The organism is Pseudomonas sp., assembly GCF_017744435.1.
Lineage (GTDB): Bacteria > Pseudomonadota > Gammaproteobacteria > Pseudomonadales > Pseudomonadaceae > Aquipseudomonas.
In genome coordinates this window covers 13,027-31,009 of sequence record NZ_JAGIBG010000014.1, presented here as the reverse complement: position 1 = coordinate 31,009, position 17,983 = coordinate 13,027, and the positions used below count along the sequence as shown (strand labels likewise).

The following is a 17,983-nucleotide window of genomic DNA, read 5'->3' as shown; positions in this document are numbered from 1 at the left end:
GGCCAACAGCATGCACATCGAACAACTGAGCTGTGCGATTGGCGCCGAGGTCAGCGGCGTCAGCCTGGCTGACGCGATCCACGATGACGACCTGTTCGAGCAGCTGCGTGCGCAGTTGCTCAAGCACCGTGTGCTGTTCCTGCGCGACCAGCACTTCAGCCGTGCCGAACACGTGGCCTTTGCCCGGCGTTTTGGTGAGCTCGAAGACCACCCGGTGGCCGGCAGCGATCCGCAGCACCCTGGCCTGGTGCAGATCTACAAGCGCCCCGACCAGCCCAACGACCGTTACGAAAACGCCTGGCACACCGACGCCACCTGGCGCGAGGCACCGCCCATGGGCTGCGTGCTGCGCTGCGTCGAGTGCCCACCGGTGGGCGGCGACACGATGTGGGCGAACATGGTGCTGGCCTATGAAAACCTGCCAAGTGACGTGAAGGCGAAGATCGAAGGCCTGCGGGCACGCCACAGCATCGAAGCCAGCTTCGGCGCGGCCATGCCGATCGACAAGCGCCTGGCGCTCAAGGCGCAGTTCCCGGATGCCGAACACCCGGTGGTGCGCACCCACCCGGAAACCGGCGAACAGGTGCTGTTCGTCAACGCCTTCACGACCCACTTCACCAACTACCACACGCCCCAGCGCGTGCGGGTCGGCCAGGACGCCAACCCCGGCGCCGGCGACCTGCTGCGCTACCTGGTCAGCCAGGCCTACCTGCCCGAGTACCAGGTGCGCTGGCGCTGGAAGCCCAACAGCGTGGCCATCTGGGACAACCGCAGCACCCAGCATTACGCGGTCATGGACTACCTGCCGTGCCATCGCAAGATGGAGCGCGCGGGGATCAAGGGCAGCCGCACCTTCTGAGTCACCCGCCGCCAGCGGCGGCACACAGCACAATAACAATAGCGAGGACTACTGCATGCAATTCTTCGATGATTCGTTGCACCCGGAAAACATGGAAAAGGTGGTGATCACCGTCGCCCCGTACGGCCCGGAATGGATGCCCGAGGACTTCCCCGAAGACATCCCGCTGACCATGGACGAGCAGGTGCAGAAGGCAGTCGATTGCTATGAAGCCGGCGCCACCGTGCTGCACCTGCATGTGCGCGAACTGGACGGCAAGGGTTCCAAGCGCCTGTCCAAGTTCAACGAACTGATCGCCGGTGTGCGTGAAGCCGTACCGGACATGATCATCCAGGTTGGCGGCTCGATTTCCTTTGCCCCCGAGGGCGAAGGCGAGGCGGCCAAGTGGCTGTCGGACGACACCCGGCACATGCTCGCAGAGCTGACCCCGCGCCCGGACCAGGTGACCGTGGCGATCAACACCACGCAGATGAACATCATGGAGCTGCTGTATCCGGAGTATCTGGAAGGCACCTCCCTGGCTCACCCGGCGATCCACGCCGCCTACAGCGAGATGACCGTGCCTGCTGGCCCGGCCTGGGTCCGCGAGCACCTGCGCCGCTTGCAGGCCAGCGGCATCCAGCCGCACTTCCAGCTGACTGGCATGCATGCCCTGGAAACCCTCGAGCGCATCGTCCGCCGTGGTGACTACATGGGCCCGCTGAACCTGACCTGGATCGGCATCGGTGGCGGTTTCGACGGCCCCAATCCGTTCAACTTCTTCAACTTCATCCACCGCGCACCGGATGGCTGCACGCTCACTGCCGAATCGCTGCTGAAAAACGTGCTGCCGTTCAACACCATGGCCCTGGCCATGGGCCTGCACCCGCGCTGCGGCAACGAAGACACCATCATCGACCAGCACGGCAAGCGCTTCGGCTCGGTGCAGCAGATCCAGCAGACCGTACGCGTGGCCCATGAACTGGGCCGTGAAGTGGCCAACGGCAAAGAGGCCCGGGCCATCTACCGCATTGGCCAGCAGTACACCAGCATCGAGCAGACCCTCAAGGCCAACGGCATGGCGCCGAACCGCCAGCCGGGGCAGAAGGGCGTGCCGCAGCGGGCCTGACTAGCAGGACCGGCCTCTTCGCAGGCGAGCCCGCGAAGGGGCCAGAACCAGCAGTAAAGATTTTGGCTGTTATCCATAACAACAAGAACACCACCCACGCCAGATACCCCGAGGAGGCACCATGGCCACCTATCTCGCCAGTGCCGAAGCGCCCGGCACCGACACCGTGCACAGCGTCCCGCGGCGTTATGCCTGGGTCGTCTTCGCCCTGACCTTCGGCCTGTTGATCTCCGACTACATGTCGCGCCAGGTGCTCAATGCGGTGTTCCCGCTGCTCAAGGGCGAATGGGCCCTGAGTGACAGCCAGCTCGGCCTGCTCAGCGGCATCGTCGCGTTGATGGTCGGCCTGCTGACCTTCCCGTTGTCTTTGCTGGCCGACCGCTTCGGCCGCGTGCGCAGCCTGGTGCTGATGGCTGTGCTGTGGAGCCTGGCGACCCTGGGCTGCGCCCTGGCGGAAAATTACCCGCAGATGTTCATTGCCCGCTTCCTGGTGGGCGTCGGCGAGGCGGCCTACGGCAGCGTCGGCATCGCCGTGGTGGTGGCGGTGTTCCCCCGAGACATGCGCTCGACCCTGGCCGGCGCCTTCATGGCCGGCGGCATGTTCGGCTCGGTGCTGGGCATGGCCCTGGGTGGCGTGCTGGCCCAGCATCTGGGCTGGCGCTGGGCGTTCGCCGGTATGGCGCTGTTCGGCCTGGTGCTGGCGCTGCTGTACCCGCTGATCGTCAAGGAAGCCCGAATCACCCCCCGATGCGCCGAACAGGCCCAGGTGAAGGCGAGCCATCCGCTGCGTACCCTGTATGGTTCGCGCTCGGTGATTGCCGCGTACATCGGCAGTGGCCTGCAACTGTTCGTCGGCGGTACGGTGATCGTCTGGATGCCCAGTTACCTGAACCGTTACTACGCCATGGGCACCGATCGCGCCGGGGCCATCGCTGCCGTGATCGTGTTGTGCAGCGGCATCGGCACGATCCTCTGCGCGATGCTGTGTGACCGCCTGGGCCGTCAGCGCCCGGACCGCAAGATCAGCCTGGCCATCGGCTATTGCCTGGGCAGTTGCCTGCTGCTGTCGGTGGCCTTCGCGCTGCCGGTGGGTAGCGCGCAACTGGTGTTGATCTGCCTGGGGATGATGATCGCTGTCGGCACCAACGGCCCGTCCAGCGCCATGGTCGCCAACCTGACCCACGCCGCCGTGCACGGCACTGCGTTCGCCACCCTGACCCTGGCCAACAACCTGCTGGGCCTGGCGACCGGCCCACTGATTACCGGCCGGGTTTCCGACCTGATCGGCTTGCACGCCGCGTTCCAGCTGGTACCGCTGGTCAGCATCGCTGCCGCCGCCGTGTTCTTCATTGCCAAACGCCATTACCACCGCGACATGGAGCGTCTGCAAGCATCGGTCAGCCATGCCGGTGCCCGTGTCGCGTCACGTTCGTCAACCTAAGCAAGCGAGTGTTTGCCTCATGTCTGATTACCTTCCGCCACTGCGCGACATGGATTTCCTGTTCAACGAAGTGTTTGATATCCCGGCCTGGTGGGCGCAGACCCCGGCCCTGATCGAGCAAGTCGACGCCGACACTGCACGGGCCGTGCTCGAGCAGGCCGGCAAGCTGATTGCCGAAGTGGTGGCGCCGCTCAATCGCAGCGGTGACGAACAGGGTTGCCGCTGGGAAAACGGTCGCGTGATCACCCCCGACGGTTTCGCCGATGCCTACCGGGCGTTCGCCGAAGATGGCTGGGTGGGTGTGGCCGGCGCGCCGGAATACGGCGGCATGGGCATGCCGAAAGTGATCGGCGCCCAGCTCGAAGAGATGCTCAACGCGGCCAACCTGTCGTTCGGCCTGTACCCGATGCTTACTGCGGGCGCCTGCCTGTCCTTGCTCAACCACGCCAGCGAGCCGCTCAAGGCCCGTTACCTGCCACCGATGTATGAAGGCCGCTGGACCGGCTCGATGTGCCTGACCGAGCCGCACTGCGGCACCGACCTGGGCTTGCTGCGCACCCGTGCCGAACCTGCGGCCGATGGCCGTTACCGGGTCAGCGGCACCAAGATCTTCATCACCGGCGGTGAGCAGGACCTGACCGAAAACATCATCCACCTGGTGCTGGCCCGTTTGCCCGATGCCCCCGCGGGTGCAAAAGGTATTTCCCTGTTCCTGGTGCCAAAGCTGCTGGTCGATGACGATGGCGCGCTGGGCGAGGCCAATGCGGTCAGCTGCGGCTCCATCGAGCACAAGATGGGTATCAAGGCCTCGGCCACCTGCGTGATGAACTTCGACGGCGCCATCGGCTACCTGGTCGGCGAGCCGAACAAGGGCCTGAACGCCATGTTCACCATGATGAACTACGAGCGCCTGGGAGTGGGTATCCAGGGCTTGGCCCTGGGCGAACGCTCCTACCAGAACGCCATCGCCTATGCCCGCGACCGCCAGCAGGGCCGCGCCCCGACCGGCGCCGAGGTGCCTGGGCAAGCCGCCGACCCGATCGTCGTGCACCCGGATGTGCGGCGCATGCTGCTGACCATGAAGGCCTTGAACGAAGGCGGGCGGGCATTCTCCACCTACGTGGCGTTGCAGCTGGACCTGGCGAAGTACAGCGAGGACGCCGGCGCGCGCCGCCTGGCCGAAGCCAAGGTGGCCTTGCTGACACCGGTGGCCAAGGCCTTCCTCACCGACATGGGCCTGGAAACCACGGTGCATGGCCAGCAGGTGTTCGGCGGCCACGGTTACATCCGTGAATGGGGCCAGGAACAGCTGATCCGCGATTGCCGCATCACCCAGATCTACGAAGGTGCCAACGGCATCCAGGCCCTCGACCTGGTGGGACGCAAGCTGCTGGGCGATGGTGGCCAGGCGTATCGCCTGCTGTCGACAGAGATCCGCACGTTCGCCGAGACGTTGACAGCCGAGTTCGGTACGCCGTTGCTGGCGGCGGTGAGCGAACTCGACGCACTGACCGCCTGGGTCCTCGACCGCGCCCAGGGCAATCCTCAGGAGGTCGGTGCTGCATCGGTGGAATACCTGCATGCGTTGGGTTACACGCTCTATGCCTACCTGTGGGCACGCATGGCCGAAGTCGCCCTGAACACGGTGCACCCGGAGCCGTTCCACCAGAGCAAGCTGGCCACCGCGCGGTTCTACTTCTCGCGTCTGCTGCCGCGCACCCTCTCGCTGAGTGCCAGCGTCAAGGCGGGTAGCCAGAGCCTGTACCTGCTCGATGCCGACCTGCTGTAAAGGATGCTGTTCGCGGAATAACCTGCGCAAGAAAGCGGATGCAGTGGGGGGCGAGCGACGTTAAAGTGCGCTGAAACTGGTTTGCCGTAGGGAACTCAGATGTCCAGCGCCTTTACTTTGATGTCGTCTCCGGTCGGCACCCTGACCCTGGTGGCACGCGGCGAGCGACTCGCCGCCGTGCTGTGGGAGGCGGAGCGCGAGAACCGCGTGCGGCTTGGCGAGCTGCACCGCGATGATCGCCACCCGACGCTGCGCGAAACGGCCCGTCAGTTGGGCGAGTATTTCGCCGGCACGCGCCAGCGCTTCGAACTGGCACTGGACTTTGCCGGTACCGAGTTCCAGCGCCAGGTGTGGGCGGCCTTGCTGACCATTCCCTTTGGTGAGACCCGCAGCTATAGCGACATCGCCCGGCAGATCGGCAACCCCAGTGCCGTGCGGGCAGTGGGGGCAGCCAACGGGCGCAACCCGATCTCGATCATTGCCCCGTGCCACCGGGTGATCGGCGCGTCCGGTAACTTGACCGGATTTGCCGGGGGCCTGCCAGCCAAGCAGTATCTACTGGCATTGGAAGGGCGGCAGAGCCTGGCCCTGGACCTGTAACAACTTGTACTGTGCTCTTCGCGGGCACGCCCGCTCTCACAGGAGTACCACATGTTTGACCGGGTAGAGATCCTGTGGGAGCGGGCGTGCCCGCGAAGAGGCCGGTACAGGCAATCACTTCATGTAGCAGAGGCAGTCAGCGGTACGTCGAGCGCGATGTTGCTGGCAGTATCCAGCAAGATCAGGCCTTCAGCCTTGTCGTCCAGTGCTGCCAGCAGGTTGCCGTGGCTGTCCCAGGCTGCGGAACCGCCGGCTCCGATGAAGTTGTCTGCCGGCCCGACGCAGTTGGCCAGCAGCACCGGAATGCCCAAGGTGCGTGCCACCTCCGGGTAATGCTCGTTGCCTTCGCGCATGCCTTTGGCAGTCTTGGCCACGCTGACCAGATACAGCTCGGCACCCAGCCCATGGGCCTGGGCGGCATGTGCGATGAACATCGATTCATAGCAGATGGCCGGGGCGATCTGCAGCGCTCCCGATTCGAACACCAGTGGTTGATCTCCAGGCGTGAAAAACGGCCGTTCATCGTCATGCAGACGCTGCTTGGCATACACCAGTGGCGGCAGCCCTGGGCGCAGGATGGGCATGCCGATGCGAATGCCCTCGGCGGTCGGCAGCGGCAGCCCCACGGCCACGCTGATTGCCAGCTGGTCACATAGCGCCTGCAAGGGTTCGAGGCGGGCAGAGGTCACCGGCAGGGCTACCTGGCGCGCCAAGGTCGGTTCGTAACCGGTCAACGACAGTTCCGGGAACACCACCAACTCGGCGCCCAGTGCCGCGGCTTGCTCGATGCAGCTCAGGTGGCGGGCGAGGTTGCCCGCCAGGTCGCCTTTGCGCGAGGCCAGTTGTACGGCACAGAGTTTCATGGTGCGTCCCTTCCCTGGTACAGGTCGAAGGGCCGAGCATACCCCCGACACACTCGCCTGTACCAGCAAAGGGTCGCGTCAGGACGTCGAATGCGGCCCGAACCGCTGGCGGAACCAGTCATCGAGCATGGCCTTTTCCGCGTACAGACGGTCACTGCCGTGGGAGGCACGGCCTGGGCGGCTCAGGTACATCTTGTCGCTGACCCGTTCCTGGGCCTGCTGGTCGGGCTTGCCGGGCTGGTGCAAGGTGTAGCTCAGGTCGATGGTCGGCCAGGTGATGTCGCGCATGTAGCGCACATCGTAGGCCTGGCTGTGCCACGGCTCGTAACGGCCGGCCAGGTCGATGTCGCGTATGTCGATGACCAATTGCTGGTCGGGTTTCAGGTAGCGCTGGCCGAGTTTCTGCAGGTATTCAGTCAGGCTCTTCATCACGTAGGGGTCGGCGCCGCGTTCATAGCCAGGGCCATCGAGGCTGGCGTCGCGAAATTTTTCCGGGTGGTCGAAACGCACCTCGACCTGCGCAGGCGGGGTGCCTTGTGCCATGCTGTTGAATGACAGCGCCATGAGCACGGCACACACAAGAGCGTTACGCATGATGCACCTCCGGGGCGGGCTGCGTGTCGCTCCATTTTACGCCGGCCGCCGCGCGCCAGCAGAGGAACATTGTAATGAGCCGGTTTCGGCGGGTAGCCGCCAACAGCAAAGGACGCGACCTGGCCGTGGGCGATATCCACGGGCATTTTCGGCGGCTTGAGCAGTGCCTGGACGCCGCAGGTTTCGACCCGGCAGTGGACCGCCTGTTCAGCGTCGGCGACCTGGTCGACCGCGGGCCGCACAGTGAAGAGTGCCTGGATTGGTTGGATCAGCCCTGGTTCCACGCCGTGCAGGGCAATCACGAGTCGCTGGCGATCACTTGCCTGCATGGCGGGCGCCTGGACCTGGACATGTACCGTGCCGCAGGGGGGGCCTGGTTCATCGATATGCCCAGGGACAGGCAGGCGCTCTTTGTCGATCGATTCCTGCAGCTGCCGATCGCCCTGGAGGTGCAGACCGATGCCGGCCTGATCGGCGTGCTGCATGCCGACAGCCCTTTCAACGACTGGAACGTGCTGCGTGATAGCTTGCGCTTCGACGACGACGCGGGCGTTCGTGAGGTTTGCCAGTGGTCGCGCCAACGCCTGAAGGACGGCAACACTGAGGTTGTGGCAGGGCTGCGTGCCTTGCTGGTAGGGCATACGCCAGTGTTGCGAGCCAAGCAGCTGGGCAACGTCTGGCACCTGGATACCGGTGGCTGGGCCAGTGGTCATTTCAGCCTGATGGACCTCGCCAGCCTGCGCCTGGTCAGCCCGGCAGCAGATGAATCAACAGCGCCACGGCCAGCACCATCAGCATGACCCCGGAAGCCCGTTCCAGCCACGGCAGGGCACGGGCGAAACGCCGCAGCAGGCGTTGATTGCCGATGGCTGCGGCCACCAGCAGGTCCCACAACAGCACGATGCTGAACATCCAGGTGCTGTACAGCCATTTCCAGCCGGCGCTGCTGCCGGCCACCATGCCGGCAAGGCTGGCGTAGAACAGCGCGTTCTTCGGGTTCAGTGCCCCAGACATAAAACCCATGCCCAGGCCGCGCCACCAACCCTTGATCGCGCCTTGCCCAGCAACGGCTGTCAGCTCGCTTTTACCGGCATGGCGCAGGAACAGCAGGCCGATGTACAGCAGGTAGCCGGCACCGGCCAGTTGCAGGGTGAGGAACAGCGCACTGCCTTCGCGCAGGATGGCCAGGCCGGCGAAGGCCATGGCAATGAACAGGCCGTTGGCCAGGGCGATGCCCAGGCAGGCGCCACTGGCAACGCGCCATCCTGCCGCTACCGAGGTGCGGGCCACCAGGAAAAAGTCCGGGCCAGGTGACAGCAGGGCAAGGAAGTGGGCGAGGGCGACGATCAGGAACTGCTCCATGGTGGGCTGTCTCGGGAGGAAAGCCGCAGTCTGGGGGCTGCCCTGGCGCCGGTATTGAAGATTATTGCGCGTGCCGGTACTGCCCCGGCGTCACCCCGACATGGGCTTTGAATACCCGCTGGAAGTGGCTCTGGTCGGCAAACCCCAGCTGGTAGGCAACCTCGGCCAACGCCAGCCCGTCACGCAGCAGCAGCCGGCCACGGTTGACCCGCGCGTTGAGCAGGTAGGCATGGGGTGTCAGCCCGGTGGCGGCGCGAAACGCGCGGATCAACTGATAGCGGCCAAGACCCGCTTGCCCGGCCAGGCGTTCGAGGCTCAGCTGCGCCAGGTCTTGTGCTTCGATGTGTTCGATCAGCCCACGCAAGGTCGGCATTCCCAACACGGGTGCGGGGGCTGCAAGCGATGCCGGTTGCGCCGAAAAGTCGTGATCGCCCAAGAACGCCAGCAGTGCAGCTTCCTTCTCGCCGACGCCCGCGGCCGAGAAGAGCAGGTCGTTCAGCGCACAGAACTCACGGTATAGCGCCGGCTCCCGGCTGATCCGCGCAGGGGCACCGGACCTGGCTGCGGCGAGCCCGGACTCCAGCCGCCACTGAGCCAGCCAGGCGCCATCCACATGCAGCATCTGGTAGCTCCAGGCTTGGCCGGGTGCGGGGTTGCAGGCATGTACCCGCTGCGCCGGCACCAGCACCAGGGTACCCGGTGTCAGGTGTTCTTGACCGTCGCCAGCGCCCGTGAAGCAGCTACTGCCAGCATCCACTGCACCGATGGAGAAGGTCGGGTGACTGTGCGCCTTGTAGCAGGCGCGACTATGGCAGGCGCGGCGGCTTTCCACCCAGGGCAGTGCCGGGTCGCGCCAGAGCTGGGAGCGGGCAGTGGGCATGACAGGGTCCTCGATCAGCTGGGCAGCTTAGCAGCGCCGGGCGAGTGACCGTACAGTTTTTGCCGCTGGCTGTACCTTGACCCAGCCCCCGCCCGGCATCGACAGTAGCGGCTGATTGCCTGGAGAACAAAATGGACCTGTCGAGCCTGTTGCTATTCATCCCTGCCTGCTTCGCATTGAACATGGCGCCGGGGCCGAACAACCTGTTGTCGCTGCATAACGCCAGCCGCTACGGCCTGCGCACCGCCTGCGTTGCCGGTGGCGGGCGGATTCTCGCCTTCAGCGGCATGATCGCCCTGGCCGCCATGGGCCTGGCGGTGGTGCTGCACACCAGCGAGTACCTGTTCCTGGCGATCAAGGTGGTCGGTGCGGCGTACCTGTTCTACATCGCCTGGCAGCTGTGGCGCGCCCCGGTCGGCGAGGCCGTGGTGGCCAGCGATCACCCCCGTGGCACGTGGCGCCTGGCGCGCCAGGAATTCTGGGTGGCGGCGGGCAACCCGAAAGCCATTCTGATCTTCACCGCTTTCCTGCCGCAGTTCGTCTCGGTTGGCAGCGCCACGCCGGTGAGCGAGCAGTTCCTCTGGCTCGGCGTGCTGTTCCTGCTTCTGGAGTGGGCGGCGATTGCCATCTACTCGGGCCTGGGTGCTTACATGCAGCGCTGGTTCAGCCAACCCGGGCCACGCCGGCTGTTCAACCGGGTCAGCGCCTCGCTGCTAGGATGCGCAGGCCTTGGCCTGCTGGCGGCGCGGCGCTAGAACTGCCAGCGCACACCCAGGTTCACCCCGCTGGCTTCCTGCTGGCGGCTGTCGAGGTTGCTTGAGTACTGCACGCCGCCGTGCAGGCTCAGCGCCTCGCTGACCTGGGCGACCAGGCCGGTTTCGAGCTGCACCGAGGTGTAGCGGTAGTCGGTCTTGATCTTGTCCACGCCATCGAAGGTCAAGGTGTCGCGACCGCCGTCGCCGTGCCACAGGTTGAGCTGCGCATAGGGTTGCAGCAGGCGAGCGCTGGTGCCGCTGTAGGCACCTTCCAGGCGCACACCGAGTCGGCCGGTCAGCTCGACCTGGGCATCATGGCTGACGTGCGAGACGCTGTCGTTGGCGCTGTCGAGCGAGACTTTCTGGGCAATCAGCTGGGCCTGTGGTTCCAGGGTCCACCGTTCGGACACGCTGATTGGATAGCCGGACTCCAGCGATGCGGTCCAGGCGTGGCCGTCGATGTTCAGTTTGTCGCCCCGGTCGGAGCGGGCGCGGCCATCGAGCTTGCTGTATTGCAGCACGCTGTCGAGGTACCAGCCTTGTGGACCCACCAGCGTCCAGTAGCCACCGACACTGTCGCCATCGAGCTTGAGGTCACCTACGCGGCGGTCCTCCACGGCCAGGGCAAAGCCTTTGACGTCGGCGTCCAGGCGGCTGTGGCTGACATACAGGCCCAGATGCTGGCGATAGCCGTCATCGCTGATCTTGGCATACAGGTCCTGGCCCACCTTGAAACCATACAGGTCACCGTCCAGGCTCGGGCTGACGGTACCGCTCCACTGCTGGCGCAGCGCGCCGCCGTAGGCCTGGCCCCAACTGGCGGGCAGGGCGCCTTCGCCCTGCAGCAACTGCTGATCACCTTGACGCTGATGGAACGTGCCCAGCGCCTGACGGGCGATGATGGCGGCGCCCCTCGGTGCTGCGGCATAGACCGGCACTTCCGGGCGATACAGTGGCAGGCTTTCGCCTTGCACCGGCGCTGGCAGGTCGGGCTGGCCGGGCGCTGGCGCAGCGACAGGCGGGGTTGCGGCCGAGGCAATCACGGGTGGTTCGCCTGGCTCCGTTGGTTGAGACGGATTTTCCGGCTGTGTTACGGGGGGCGGCGCGACCAGCGTTGAGCGCAGGTACCAGCTGTTTTCACTTCCCGCAGTCACCCCACCTTTGAACAGCCGGTAGTCGAAAGCGCCGACCGACAGCGTTTGAGTCTGGACAAAGGCCGTGGCGGTGCTGGTGGCGCCATTGCGAGCTTCTACGACCTGAATACCATTCAGGTTCGTGGCGGCACCCGCGCCACCCAGATTGTTCACCTCCAGTCGCGTGCTGCCGCCGATGCTGCCCTGGCTGACCACCAGGCGATCCGAGGCTGCATCGTCGCCCGCGAGCACGCTGTTCACGCGCAACAGGCCATTGTCACCCTGGTAGTTGCCGTTGATGGTCAGGCGGCCCTGGGCGTCATTGCCCGTGCTCAGGTCGATCGTGCCGGCATTGCGCACACTGGCAAGTTGCCCCGTGGTAAAGGGCGAAATCGTTCCCTGGCGAGCAGCCAGCGTGCTGCTGGCGTCGATAGCCAGAGTGCCGCTGCCGGTATCTGCATCGCCAAGCGCAAGCGTATCGTTCAGCGTCAGGTGGCTGTTCTGGTTCAGGTCGATCGTTTCGAAGTTCAGGTAGCGGGCGCCGCAATCAATCTCGCTGTTGATGAACTGCAGGCGGTCGTTGCCGGCACCGCCATCGATATTGATGTTAAGGGTTTGTGGGTTGAGGTTGCTGATGGCGACCTGATCGTCGCCAACGCCCATGTCGACCCGCCCACCGATGGTGCCCCCCGACCAGTTCAAAATATCATTGCCCGTGCTGGCCAGCACGCTGCCTTTCAAGGTGCCACCGCTGATGGTGATGCTGTCGTCGCCACCGCTGGTGCTGATGTTGCCGCCGATGGTGCCGCCGCGAAGGATGATGGTGTCGTTGCCGAAGCCGCTGACCAGGTTGCCATCGATGAGAGTTTCGATACCCAGGTCCTGGGACATTTCAAAGTAGTTGTCGGCCAGCTTGAGGTCGACCCGGCCAATACGCCCGCCCGCGAAGATTGCCCGGTCGCCGTCCTCGAAGGCGCCGACGATCCGCCCGCCGGACATGTAGAACGTGTCGTAGCCTTGCCCTTGATTGAGCGATTGCACGGTCCCGCCGGTCATCCTGAAGTCGTCGATGGCCGAGGTCTGCACCACGGCGCCCAGGTTGTCGCCAGGCGAAACGACCAGGTTTTGGGCATGGACCAGTAGCGGCAGGGTCAGGAGGGGGAAAGCGGCGGACGAAAGCAGGCGAGGGCAACGCATCGGCAGGTCTCCGTGTCCACTAGAGGGACCACTACCTGACGCGGCATTTCAAGCGCCGCTTCGGCCCTGCCTGAGTTGTAAGTAATGCACGAACACGGGACAACTGGCAAAAATGCTAGGTGGCCCGTGGCTATCAGTCGCGGTAGAAGGTCTGCACCAGGTGGTAACCGAACTTGCTCTTGATCGGCCCGTGAACCACGCGCAGGGGCTTCTTGAAGATCACCTGGTCGATCGCGCCCACCAGCTGGCCCGGGCGTACTTCGCCCAGGTCACCACCGCGCTTGCCCGACGGGCAGGTGGAGAACTTCTTCGCCAGCACGTCGAAGGCCTCGCCGTTGGCGATGCGCTGCTTGAGCTTTTCGGCTTCGTCAGCGGTCTTGACCAGGATGTGGCGGGCTTGAGCTTTCATGGGTACACCTGTGCTTCGGGGCAAAAAAGGGCGCCATTATGCCTGATCGCGCAGCTCCGTGCGGTCTCGAAACTGCTCCAGCGCCTGCGGGTTGGCCAGGGCATCGGTATTTTTCACCGGCAGCCCGTGCACCACGTTGCGGATGGCCAGTTCCACCAGCTTGCCGCTGATGGTGCGGGGGATGTCGGTAACCTGGGCGATCACCGCCGGCACATGGCGCGGCGTGGTGTACTGGCGGATCACCTGGCGAATACGCTGGCGCAGGGCGTCGTCCAGTTGCAGGCCATCGCGCAGGCGCACGAACAGCACCACGCGCACATCGCCGTGCCAGGCTTGGCCGATGGCCACACTTTCCAGCACCTCTTCAACTTTTTCCACCTGGCGGTAGATCTCTGCCGTGCCGATGCGCACGCCGCCCGGATTGAGCACGGCGTCGGAGCGGCCATGGATCAGCCAGCCGCCGCTGCTGCGCTGTTCGGCATAGTCGCCCTGCGCCCAGACCCCGGGGAACTGGCTGAAATAGGCGTCATGGTAGCGGCTGCCGTCGCTGTCGTTCCAGAAGCCCAGGGGCATTGACGGGAAGTTGCGGGTGCAGACCAGCTCGCCTTTTTCATCGAGCACCGGCTGGCCCTGTTCGTTCCACACCTCCACGGCCATGCCCAGGCCCTTGCAGGCCATCTCGCCACGGCGCACCGGCAGGGTCGGGTTGCCGAGCACGAAGCACGAGACGATATCGGTGCCACCGGACATCGACGCCAGGCACAGGTCGGCCTTGATCTTGCCGTATACGTAGTCGTAGCTGTGTGGTGACAAAGGCGAACCGGTGGACAGGATCAGCCGCAGGCTGTCCAGCCGATGGCTGCGGGCCGGTTCCAGGCCTTCCTGTTCCAGCGCAGCCAGGTACTTGGCACTGGTACCGAAGGCCTGGATGTGCTCGGTGTCGATCAGGTCGAGCAGGCGCTCGGGGCCGGGGTGGAACGGTGAGCCGTCGTACAGCACCAGGGTGGCACCGACGGCCAGGCCGCTGGCCAGCCAGTTCCACATCATCCAGCCACAGGTGGTGTAGTAGAACAGCACGTCGTCGGCCTTCAGGTCGTTGTGCAGGCCGTGTTCCTTGAGGTGTTGCAGCAGCAGGCCACCGGCACGGTGGACGATGCACTTGGGCACGCCCGTGGTGCCGCTGGAATAGAGAATGTACAACGGGTGGTCGAACGGCAGCGAGGCAAACACAGGTTCGCCGCCTGGCTGGTAGAAGTCATCCCACAGGCTGACCTTGGCGGCGGTGAACTCACACGCTTGGGTGTGGGGGCGGGTATAGGGCACCACGATCAACTGCTGCAGCCCTGGCAACTGGGCGCAGACCTGGTTGACTTTCTCGACCTGATCGATCGACTTGCCGGCATATTGATAACCGGCGCAGACCAGCAGCAGTTTCGGTTCGATCTGGCCAAAGCGGTCGATGATGCCGTGCAGGCCGAACTCCGGCGAAGATGTCGACCAGACTGCACCCAGACTGGTGCAGGCAAGCATCGCCACCAGGGTTTGCCAGGTATTGGGCATGACCGCCGCGATACGGTCACCGGGCTCGATGCCGGCTGCCTTGAACGCTTTCTGCAGGCCCGCGACTTCGGCGGCCAGTTGGGCATGGGTGAAGACCACGCGTTGGCCATCTTCGCGCACGGAAACCACCGCAGGCCGGTCGTCACGACGACGCAGCAGGTGTTCGGCGAAATTCAGGGTGGCCCCACTGAACCAGCGGGCGTCTGGCATCTGCGCGCCTTCGCTGAGGACCTGGTTGGCAGGGGTATGCCAGGCGACATGGAAATAGTCGGCAAGGGTTTGCCAGAAGGCCGGGCGCTGCTCGATGCTCCAGCGGTGCAGGGCCGCGTAGTCATTGAGCTGCAGGTTGTAACGCAGGTTCACCCGGCGGCGGAAGGCATCCATCCGGCTGGCGTCGATCTGCGCCGTGGAGGGGCGCCAGAGCACATCGTTCATGCCGAACCTCCCGAAACTGCTTGAGGTTGAGGGCCCCTGAAGGGCCCTCGGGGTGACTTACTCCACTTTAGCCGTTTGCACGTCGGCCGATGCCGACCACACGCGATAACGCACTTCGACACCCTTGGGCACGTACACCACGACTGGCAGCTTGCTGTTGTAGCGCAACATGAAGCCTTCACCGACCACCGGCACGAAGGCCTGGGTCTTCTTGCCATCCGGGCAGGCCATCAGGGTGCTGGCTGGGCCACCGACCTTGTCCAGGCGGTAGTAGCTGTAGCCCCAGCCTTCAAGGGTGTGCTCCTCCAGGCTGCCGGCCAGGCGCTGGCGGTTGCAGTCCACTTCCAGGGTCTTGCCGGCCAGGATTTCCAGCTTGTGGGCCGATTCATCGGGTTGCGCCGGCAGGTGGATGACCTGCCGGGTGAAGCCTTTTTCCGCCTCGGGATAAGGCGCGACGTCCTTGAGGCTGGCGGCCATCGCCGGAGCGGCGGCGGCCAGGGTCAGGGCAAAGATCGCGGTCATTGGGGTTGGGCGCATAGGGCCTCCTTGCAGGTAAACGAGTGCAAGACCGTTGCCAGGCCCAGGCCGCCCGTCACTGGGCCAACCAGCCACCATCGACGTTCCAGGCGGCGCCGCGAACCTGGCTACCGGCCTCGCTGCACAGGAATAGTACCAGCTCACCGAGGTGTTCGGGGGTGACGAAGGCCAGTGAAGGCTGCTTCTCGGCCAGCAGATCGTGCTGCGCTTGCTGCGGATCGACGCCGTTGGCGGCACGATCGTCGATCTGTTTCTGCACCAGCGGGGTCAGCACCCACCCCGGGCAGATGGCGTTGCAGGTGACGTTGCTGGTAGCGGTTTCCAGCCCCACCACCTTGGTCAACCCGACCACGCCGTGCTTGGCCGCCACGTAGGCCGCCTTGCCGGTGGAACCGACCAGCCCGTGCACCGAGGCGATGTTGATGATCCGCCCCCAGTTGCGCGCGCGCATGCCGGGCAGGGCCAGGCGGGTGCCGTGGAACACGGCCGAGAGGTTGAGGGCGATGATCTTGTCCCAGCTGTCCAGCGGGAACCGCTCCACCGGTGCCACGTGCTGGATGCCGGCGTTGCTGACCAGGATGTCGACGCCGCCGAATTCGCGCTCGGCCATTGCGAACAGCGCTTCGATCTGCGCCACATCGGACAGGTCCGCCGGGTGGTGGACCACCTTGACGCCGCGGCTGGCGATTTCTGCCACTGCCGGCGACGGGTCGCCGAAACCGTTGAGCACAATGTTCGCCCCGGCGCGGGCCAGAACCTGGGCGATGCCCAGGCCGATGCCGCTGGTGGAGCCAGTGACGAGTGCCGTCTTGCCTTTCAAAGTCATGCAGAAACTCCTTAGACGATGCCGGTGGCGTAGAACGTGGCAATGACCACGAATACCGCCAGGGTCTTGATCAGGGTAATACCGAAAATGTCCCTGTAGGCTTCGCGGTGGGTCAGCCCGGTCACGGCCAGCAAGGTGATCACCGCGCCGTTGTGCGGCAGGGTGTCCATGCCGCCACTGGCCATCGCGGCCACCCGGTGCAGCACTTCGAGGGGAATGTTGGCGGCATGGGCCGCCGCGATGAAGCTGTCGCTCATGGCCGCCAGGGCAATGCTCATGCCGCCCGAGGCGGAGCCGGTGATACCGGCCAGCAAGGTCACGGTGATCGCCTCGTTGACCAGCGGGTTGGGAATCCCGCGCAGCGCATCGGCCAGCACCAGAAAGCCCGGCAGCGAAGCGATCACGGCACCGAAGCCATACTCGGAGGCGGTGTTCATGGCCGCCAGCAGGGCGCCACCGACTGCACTCTTGGTGCCCTCGGCCAGGCGCTCGCGGATGACCCCGAAGGCACACACCAGCACCATCAGGATGCCCACCAGCAGGGCAGCCTGCACCGCCCAGATTGCCGTGAGCTTGGCTACGTCGCTGTTGACCGGCGCGCTCATGCCCGGCAATTGGAGGGTGTGGCTGGGGCCGTACCACTGTGGGATCCAGTGAGTGAACAGCAGGTTCATCACCCCCACCAGCACCAGCGGCGACAGTGCCAGCCAGGGGTTGGGCAGGGCCAGGTCGGCGGCGGTCTCAGGCTCGTTGCGCAGGTTGCTGCCGTAGCCTTCGCCGGCACGCTGGGCCTTGTTACGCTGACGCTGCAGGTAGAGCATGCCAGTGCAGAACACGAACAGCGTGCCTATCAGCCCCAGCCACGGTGCGGCCCAGGCGGTGGTGTTGAAGAAGGTGCTGGGGATGATGTTCTGGATCTGCGGCGTGCCGGGCAGGGCATCCATGGTGAACGAGAACGCGCCCAGGGCGATGGTTGCCGGGATCAGGCGCTTGGGGATGTCGCTCTGGCGGAACATCTCGGCGGCGAACGGATACACCGCGAACACCACCACGAACAGCGACACGCCGCCGTAGGTGAGCAGGGCACAGACCAGCACGATCACCAGCATCGCCTGGCGGGTGCCGAGCAGGCGGATGGCGGCGGCGACGATCGAGCGCGAGAAGCCGGACAGCTCGATGAGCTTGCCGAACACGGCGCCGAGCAGGAACACCGGGAAGTACAGCTTGATGAAGCCGACCATCTTCTCCATGAACACCCCGGTGAACGCGGGGGCCACGGCGGCGGGGTCGGTGAGCAGGACGGCGCCGAGGGCGGCGATGGGGGCGAAGAGGATCACGCTGTAACCGCGGTAGGCGGCCAGCATCAGCAGGGCCAGAGCGGCGAGGGCGATGAGCACGGTCATCGGGATGGATCTCCTGGGTGAGTCTTGTTGTTATGGGTGACCGGGAGATAGCGGGAATCGTGCCAAGTGCGTAACTATATGAAGTTAAAGGTTTTTTTGTTATTGATTAATGGCTGTGTCTCCATTTTGAGATTGCAGGGGCCGCTGTGCGGCCCATCGCCGGCAAGCGCGGCTCCTACAGGGCTCCGCGTCTCCCTGTGGGCGCTGGCTTGCCTGCGATCGAGGGCGAAGC

General features: G+C 65.0%; 17 protein-coding genes. 7 read left to right on the top strand and 10 right to left on the bottom strand.

The annotated features are described in order from the left end of the window. Positions 1–10: 10 nt before the first annotated feature. The 5 genes from J7573_RS11695 (at position 11) to J7573_RS11675 (ending at position 5,797) form a co-directional block, all read left to right on the top strand. Entirely contained in the window at positions 11–859 is an 849-nt protein-coding gene (locus J7573_RS11695) for a TauD/TfdA family dioxygenase (protein ID WP_294334836.1), read from the top strand. A 55-nt stretch (positions 860–914) separates the two neighbouring features. Further along, entirely contained in the window at positions 915–1,967 is a 1,053-nt protein-coding gene (locus J7573_RS11690) for a 3-keto-5-aminohexanoate cleavage protein (protein WP_294334835.1), read from the top strand. A 121-nt stretch (positions 1,968–2,088) separates the two neighbouring features. Then, positions 2,089–3,408 carry an MFS transporter gene (locus J7573_RS11685; RefSeq protein WP_294334833.1) on the top strand — a complete coding sequence of 440 codons (1,320 nt, stop codon included), beginning with the start codon at positions 2,089–2,091 and terminating at the stop codon, positions 3,406–3,408. Between the two features lie 19 nt (positions 3,409–3,427). Beyond that, positions 3,428–5,197 (top strand): acyl-CoA dehydrogenase C-terminal domain-containing protein, encoded by a 1,770-nt coding sequence (locus J7573_RS11680; protein ID WP_294334831.1) that lies wholly within the window; start codon positions 3,428–3,430, stop codon positions 5,195–5,197. A 99-nt stretch (positions 5,198–5,296) separates the two neighbouring features. Then, positions 5,297–5,797 carry a methylated-DNA--[protein]-cysteine S-methyltransferase gene (locus tag J7573_RS11675; protein ID WP_294334830.1) on the top strand — a complete coding sequence of 167 codons (501 nt, stop codon included), beginning with the start codon at positions 5,297–5,299 and terminating at the stop codon, positions 5,795–5,797. Between the two features lie 119 nt (positions 5,798–5,916). Here J7573_RS11675 and J7573_RS11670 read toward each other — a convergent pair whose 3' ends face one another. Beyond that, positions 5,917–6,660 carry a carbon-nitrogen hydrolase family protein gene (locus J7573_RS11670; protein ID WP_294334828.1) on the bottom strand — a complete coding sequence of 248 codons (744 nt, stop codon included), beginning with the start codon at positions 6,658–6,660 and terminating at the stop codon, positions 5,917–5,919. Between the two features lie 78 nt (positions 6,661–6,738). Beyond that, positions 6,739–7,254: a DUF3016 domain-containing protein gene (locus J7573_RS11665; RefSeq protein WP_294334826.1), complete on the bottom strand. Its 516-nt coding sequence runs from the start codon at positions 7,252–7,254 to the stop codon at positions 6,739–6,741. Between the two features lie 74 nt (positions 7,255–7,328). Here J7573_RS11665 and J7573_RS11660 point away from each other — a divergent pair, with 74 nt between their 5' ends. Continuing rightward, on the top strand, positions 7,329–8,054 hold the full coding sequence (locus tag J7573_RS11660; RefSeq protein WP_294334825.1) for a metallophosphoesterase: 726 nt from the start codon (positions 7,329–7,331) through the stop codon (positions 8,052–8,054). On the opposite strand, the gene J7573_RS11655 is transcribed toward J7573_RS11660, so the two are convergent. Together J7573_RS11655 and J7573_RS11650 are read right to left on the bottom strand one after the other, a co-directional pair. Further along, on the bottom strand, positions 8,002–8,616 hold the full coding sequence (locus J7573_RS11655) for a LysE family translocator (RefSeq protein WP_294334823.1): 615 nt from the start codon (positions 8,614–8,616) through the stop codon (positions 8,002–8,004). The genes J7573_RS11660 and J7573_RS11655 overlap by 53 nt on opposite strands. 61 nt (positions 8,617–8,677) lie before the next feature. Next, entirely contained in the window at positions 8,678–9,496 is an 819-nt protein-coding gene (locus tag J7573_RS11650) for an AraC family transcriptional regulator (protein ID WP_294334821.1), read from the bottom strand. A 131-nt stretch (positions 9,497–9,627) separates the two neighbouring features. On the opposite strand from J7573_RS11650, the gene J7573_RS11645 reads away from it, so the two are divergent. Beyond that, positions 9,628–10,251, top strand: coding sequence for a LysE family translocator (locus J7573_RS11645; protein WP_103447468.1), 624 nt, complete (start codon positions 9,628–9,630; stop codon positions 10,249–10,251). On the opposite strand, the gene J7573_RS11640 is transcribed toward J7573_RS11645, so the two are convergent. The 6 genes from J7573_RS11640 to J7573_RS11615 form a co-directional block, all read right to left on the bottom strand. Then, on the bottom strand, positions 10,248–12,581 hold the full coding sequence (locus tag J7573_RS11640; RefSeq protein ID WP_294334820.1) for an autotransporter outer membrane beta-barrel domain-containing protein: 2,334 nt from the start codon (positions 12,579–12,581) through the stop codon (positions 10,248–10,250). The two genes, J7573_RS11645 and J7573_RS11640, sit on opposite strands and share 4 nt — an antisense overlap. 133 nt (positions 12,582–12,714) lie before the next feature. Next, a complete protein-coding gene (locus J7573_RS11635; protein ID WP_008095636.1) occupies positions 12,715–12,990 on the bottom strand; it encodes a peptidylprolyl isomerase in 276 nt (91 codons plus the stop codon). Positions 12,991–13,026: 36 nt separating this feature from the next. After that, positions 13,027–14,985 carry an acetoacetate--CoA ligase gene (locus J7573_RS11630; protein ID WP_294334805.1) on the bottom strand — a complete coding sequence of 653 codons (1,959 nt, stop codon included), beginning with the start codon at positions 14,983–14,985 and terminating at the stop codon, positions 13,027–13,029. A gap of 57 nt (positions 14,986–15,042) precedes the next feature. Further along, complete coding sequence (gene eco, locus J7573_RS11625; RefSeq protein ID WP_294334803.1) at positions 15,043–15,522, bottom strand: serine protease inhibitor ecotin; 480 nt, start codon at positions 15,520–15,522, stop codon at positions 15,043–15,045. A gap of 55 nt (positions 15,523–15,577) precedes the next feature. Beyond that, entirely contained in the window at positions 15,578–16,348 is a 771-nt protein-coding gene (hbdH, locus tag J7573_RS11620) for a 3-hydroxybutyrate dehydrogenase (RefSeq protein ID WP_294334802.1), read from the bottom strand. 11 nt (positions 16,349–16,359) lie between these two features. Continuing rightward, positions 16,360–17,751: a GntP family permease gene (locus J7573_RS11615; RefSeq protein ID WP_294334800.1), complete on the bottom strand. Its 1,392-nt coding sequence runs from the start codon at positions 17,749–17,751 to the stop codon at positions 16,360–16,362. Positions 17,752–17,983 lie beyond the last annotated feature (232 nt).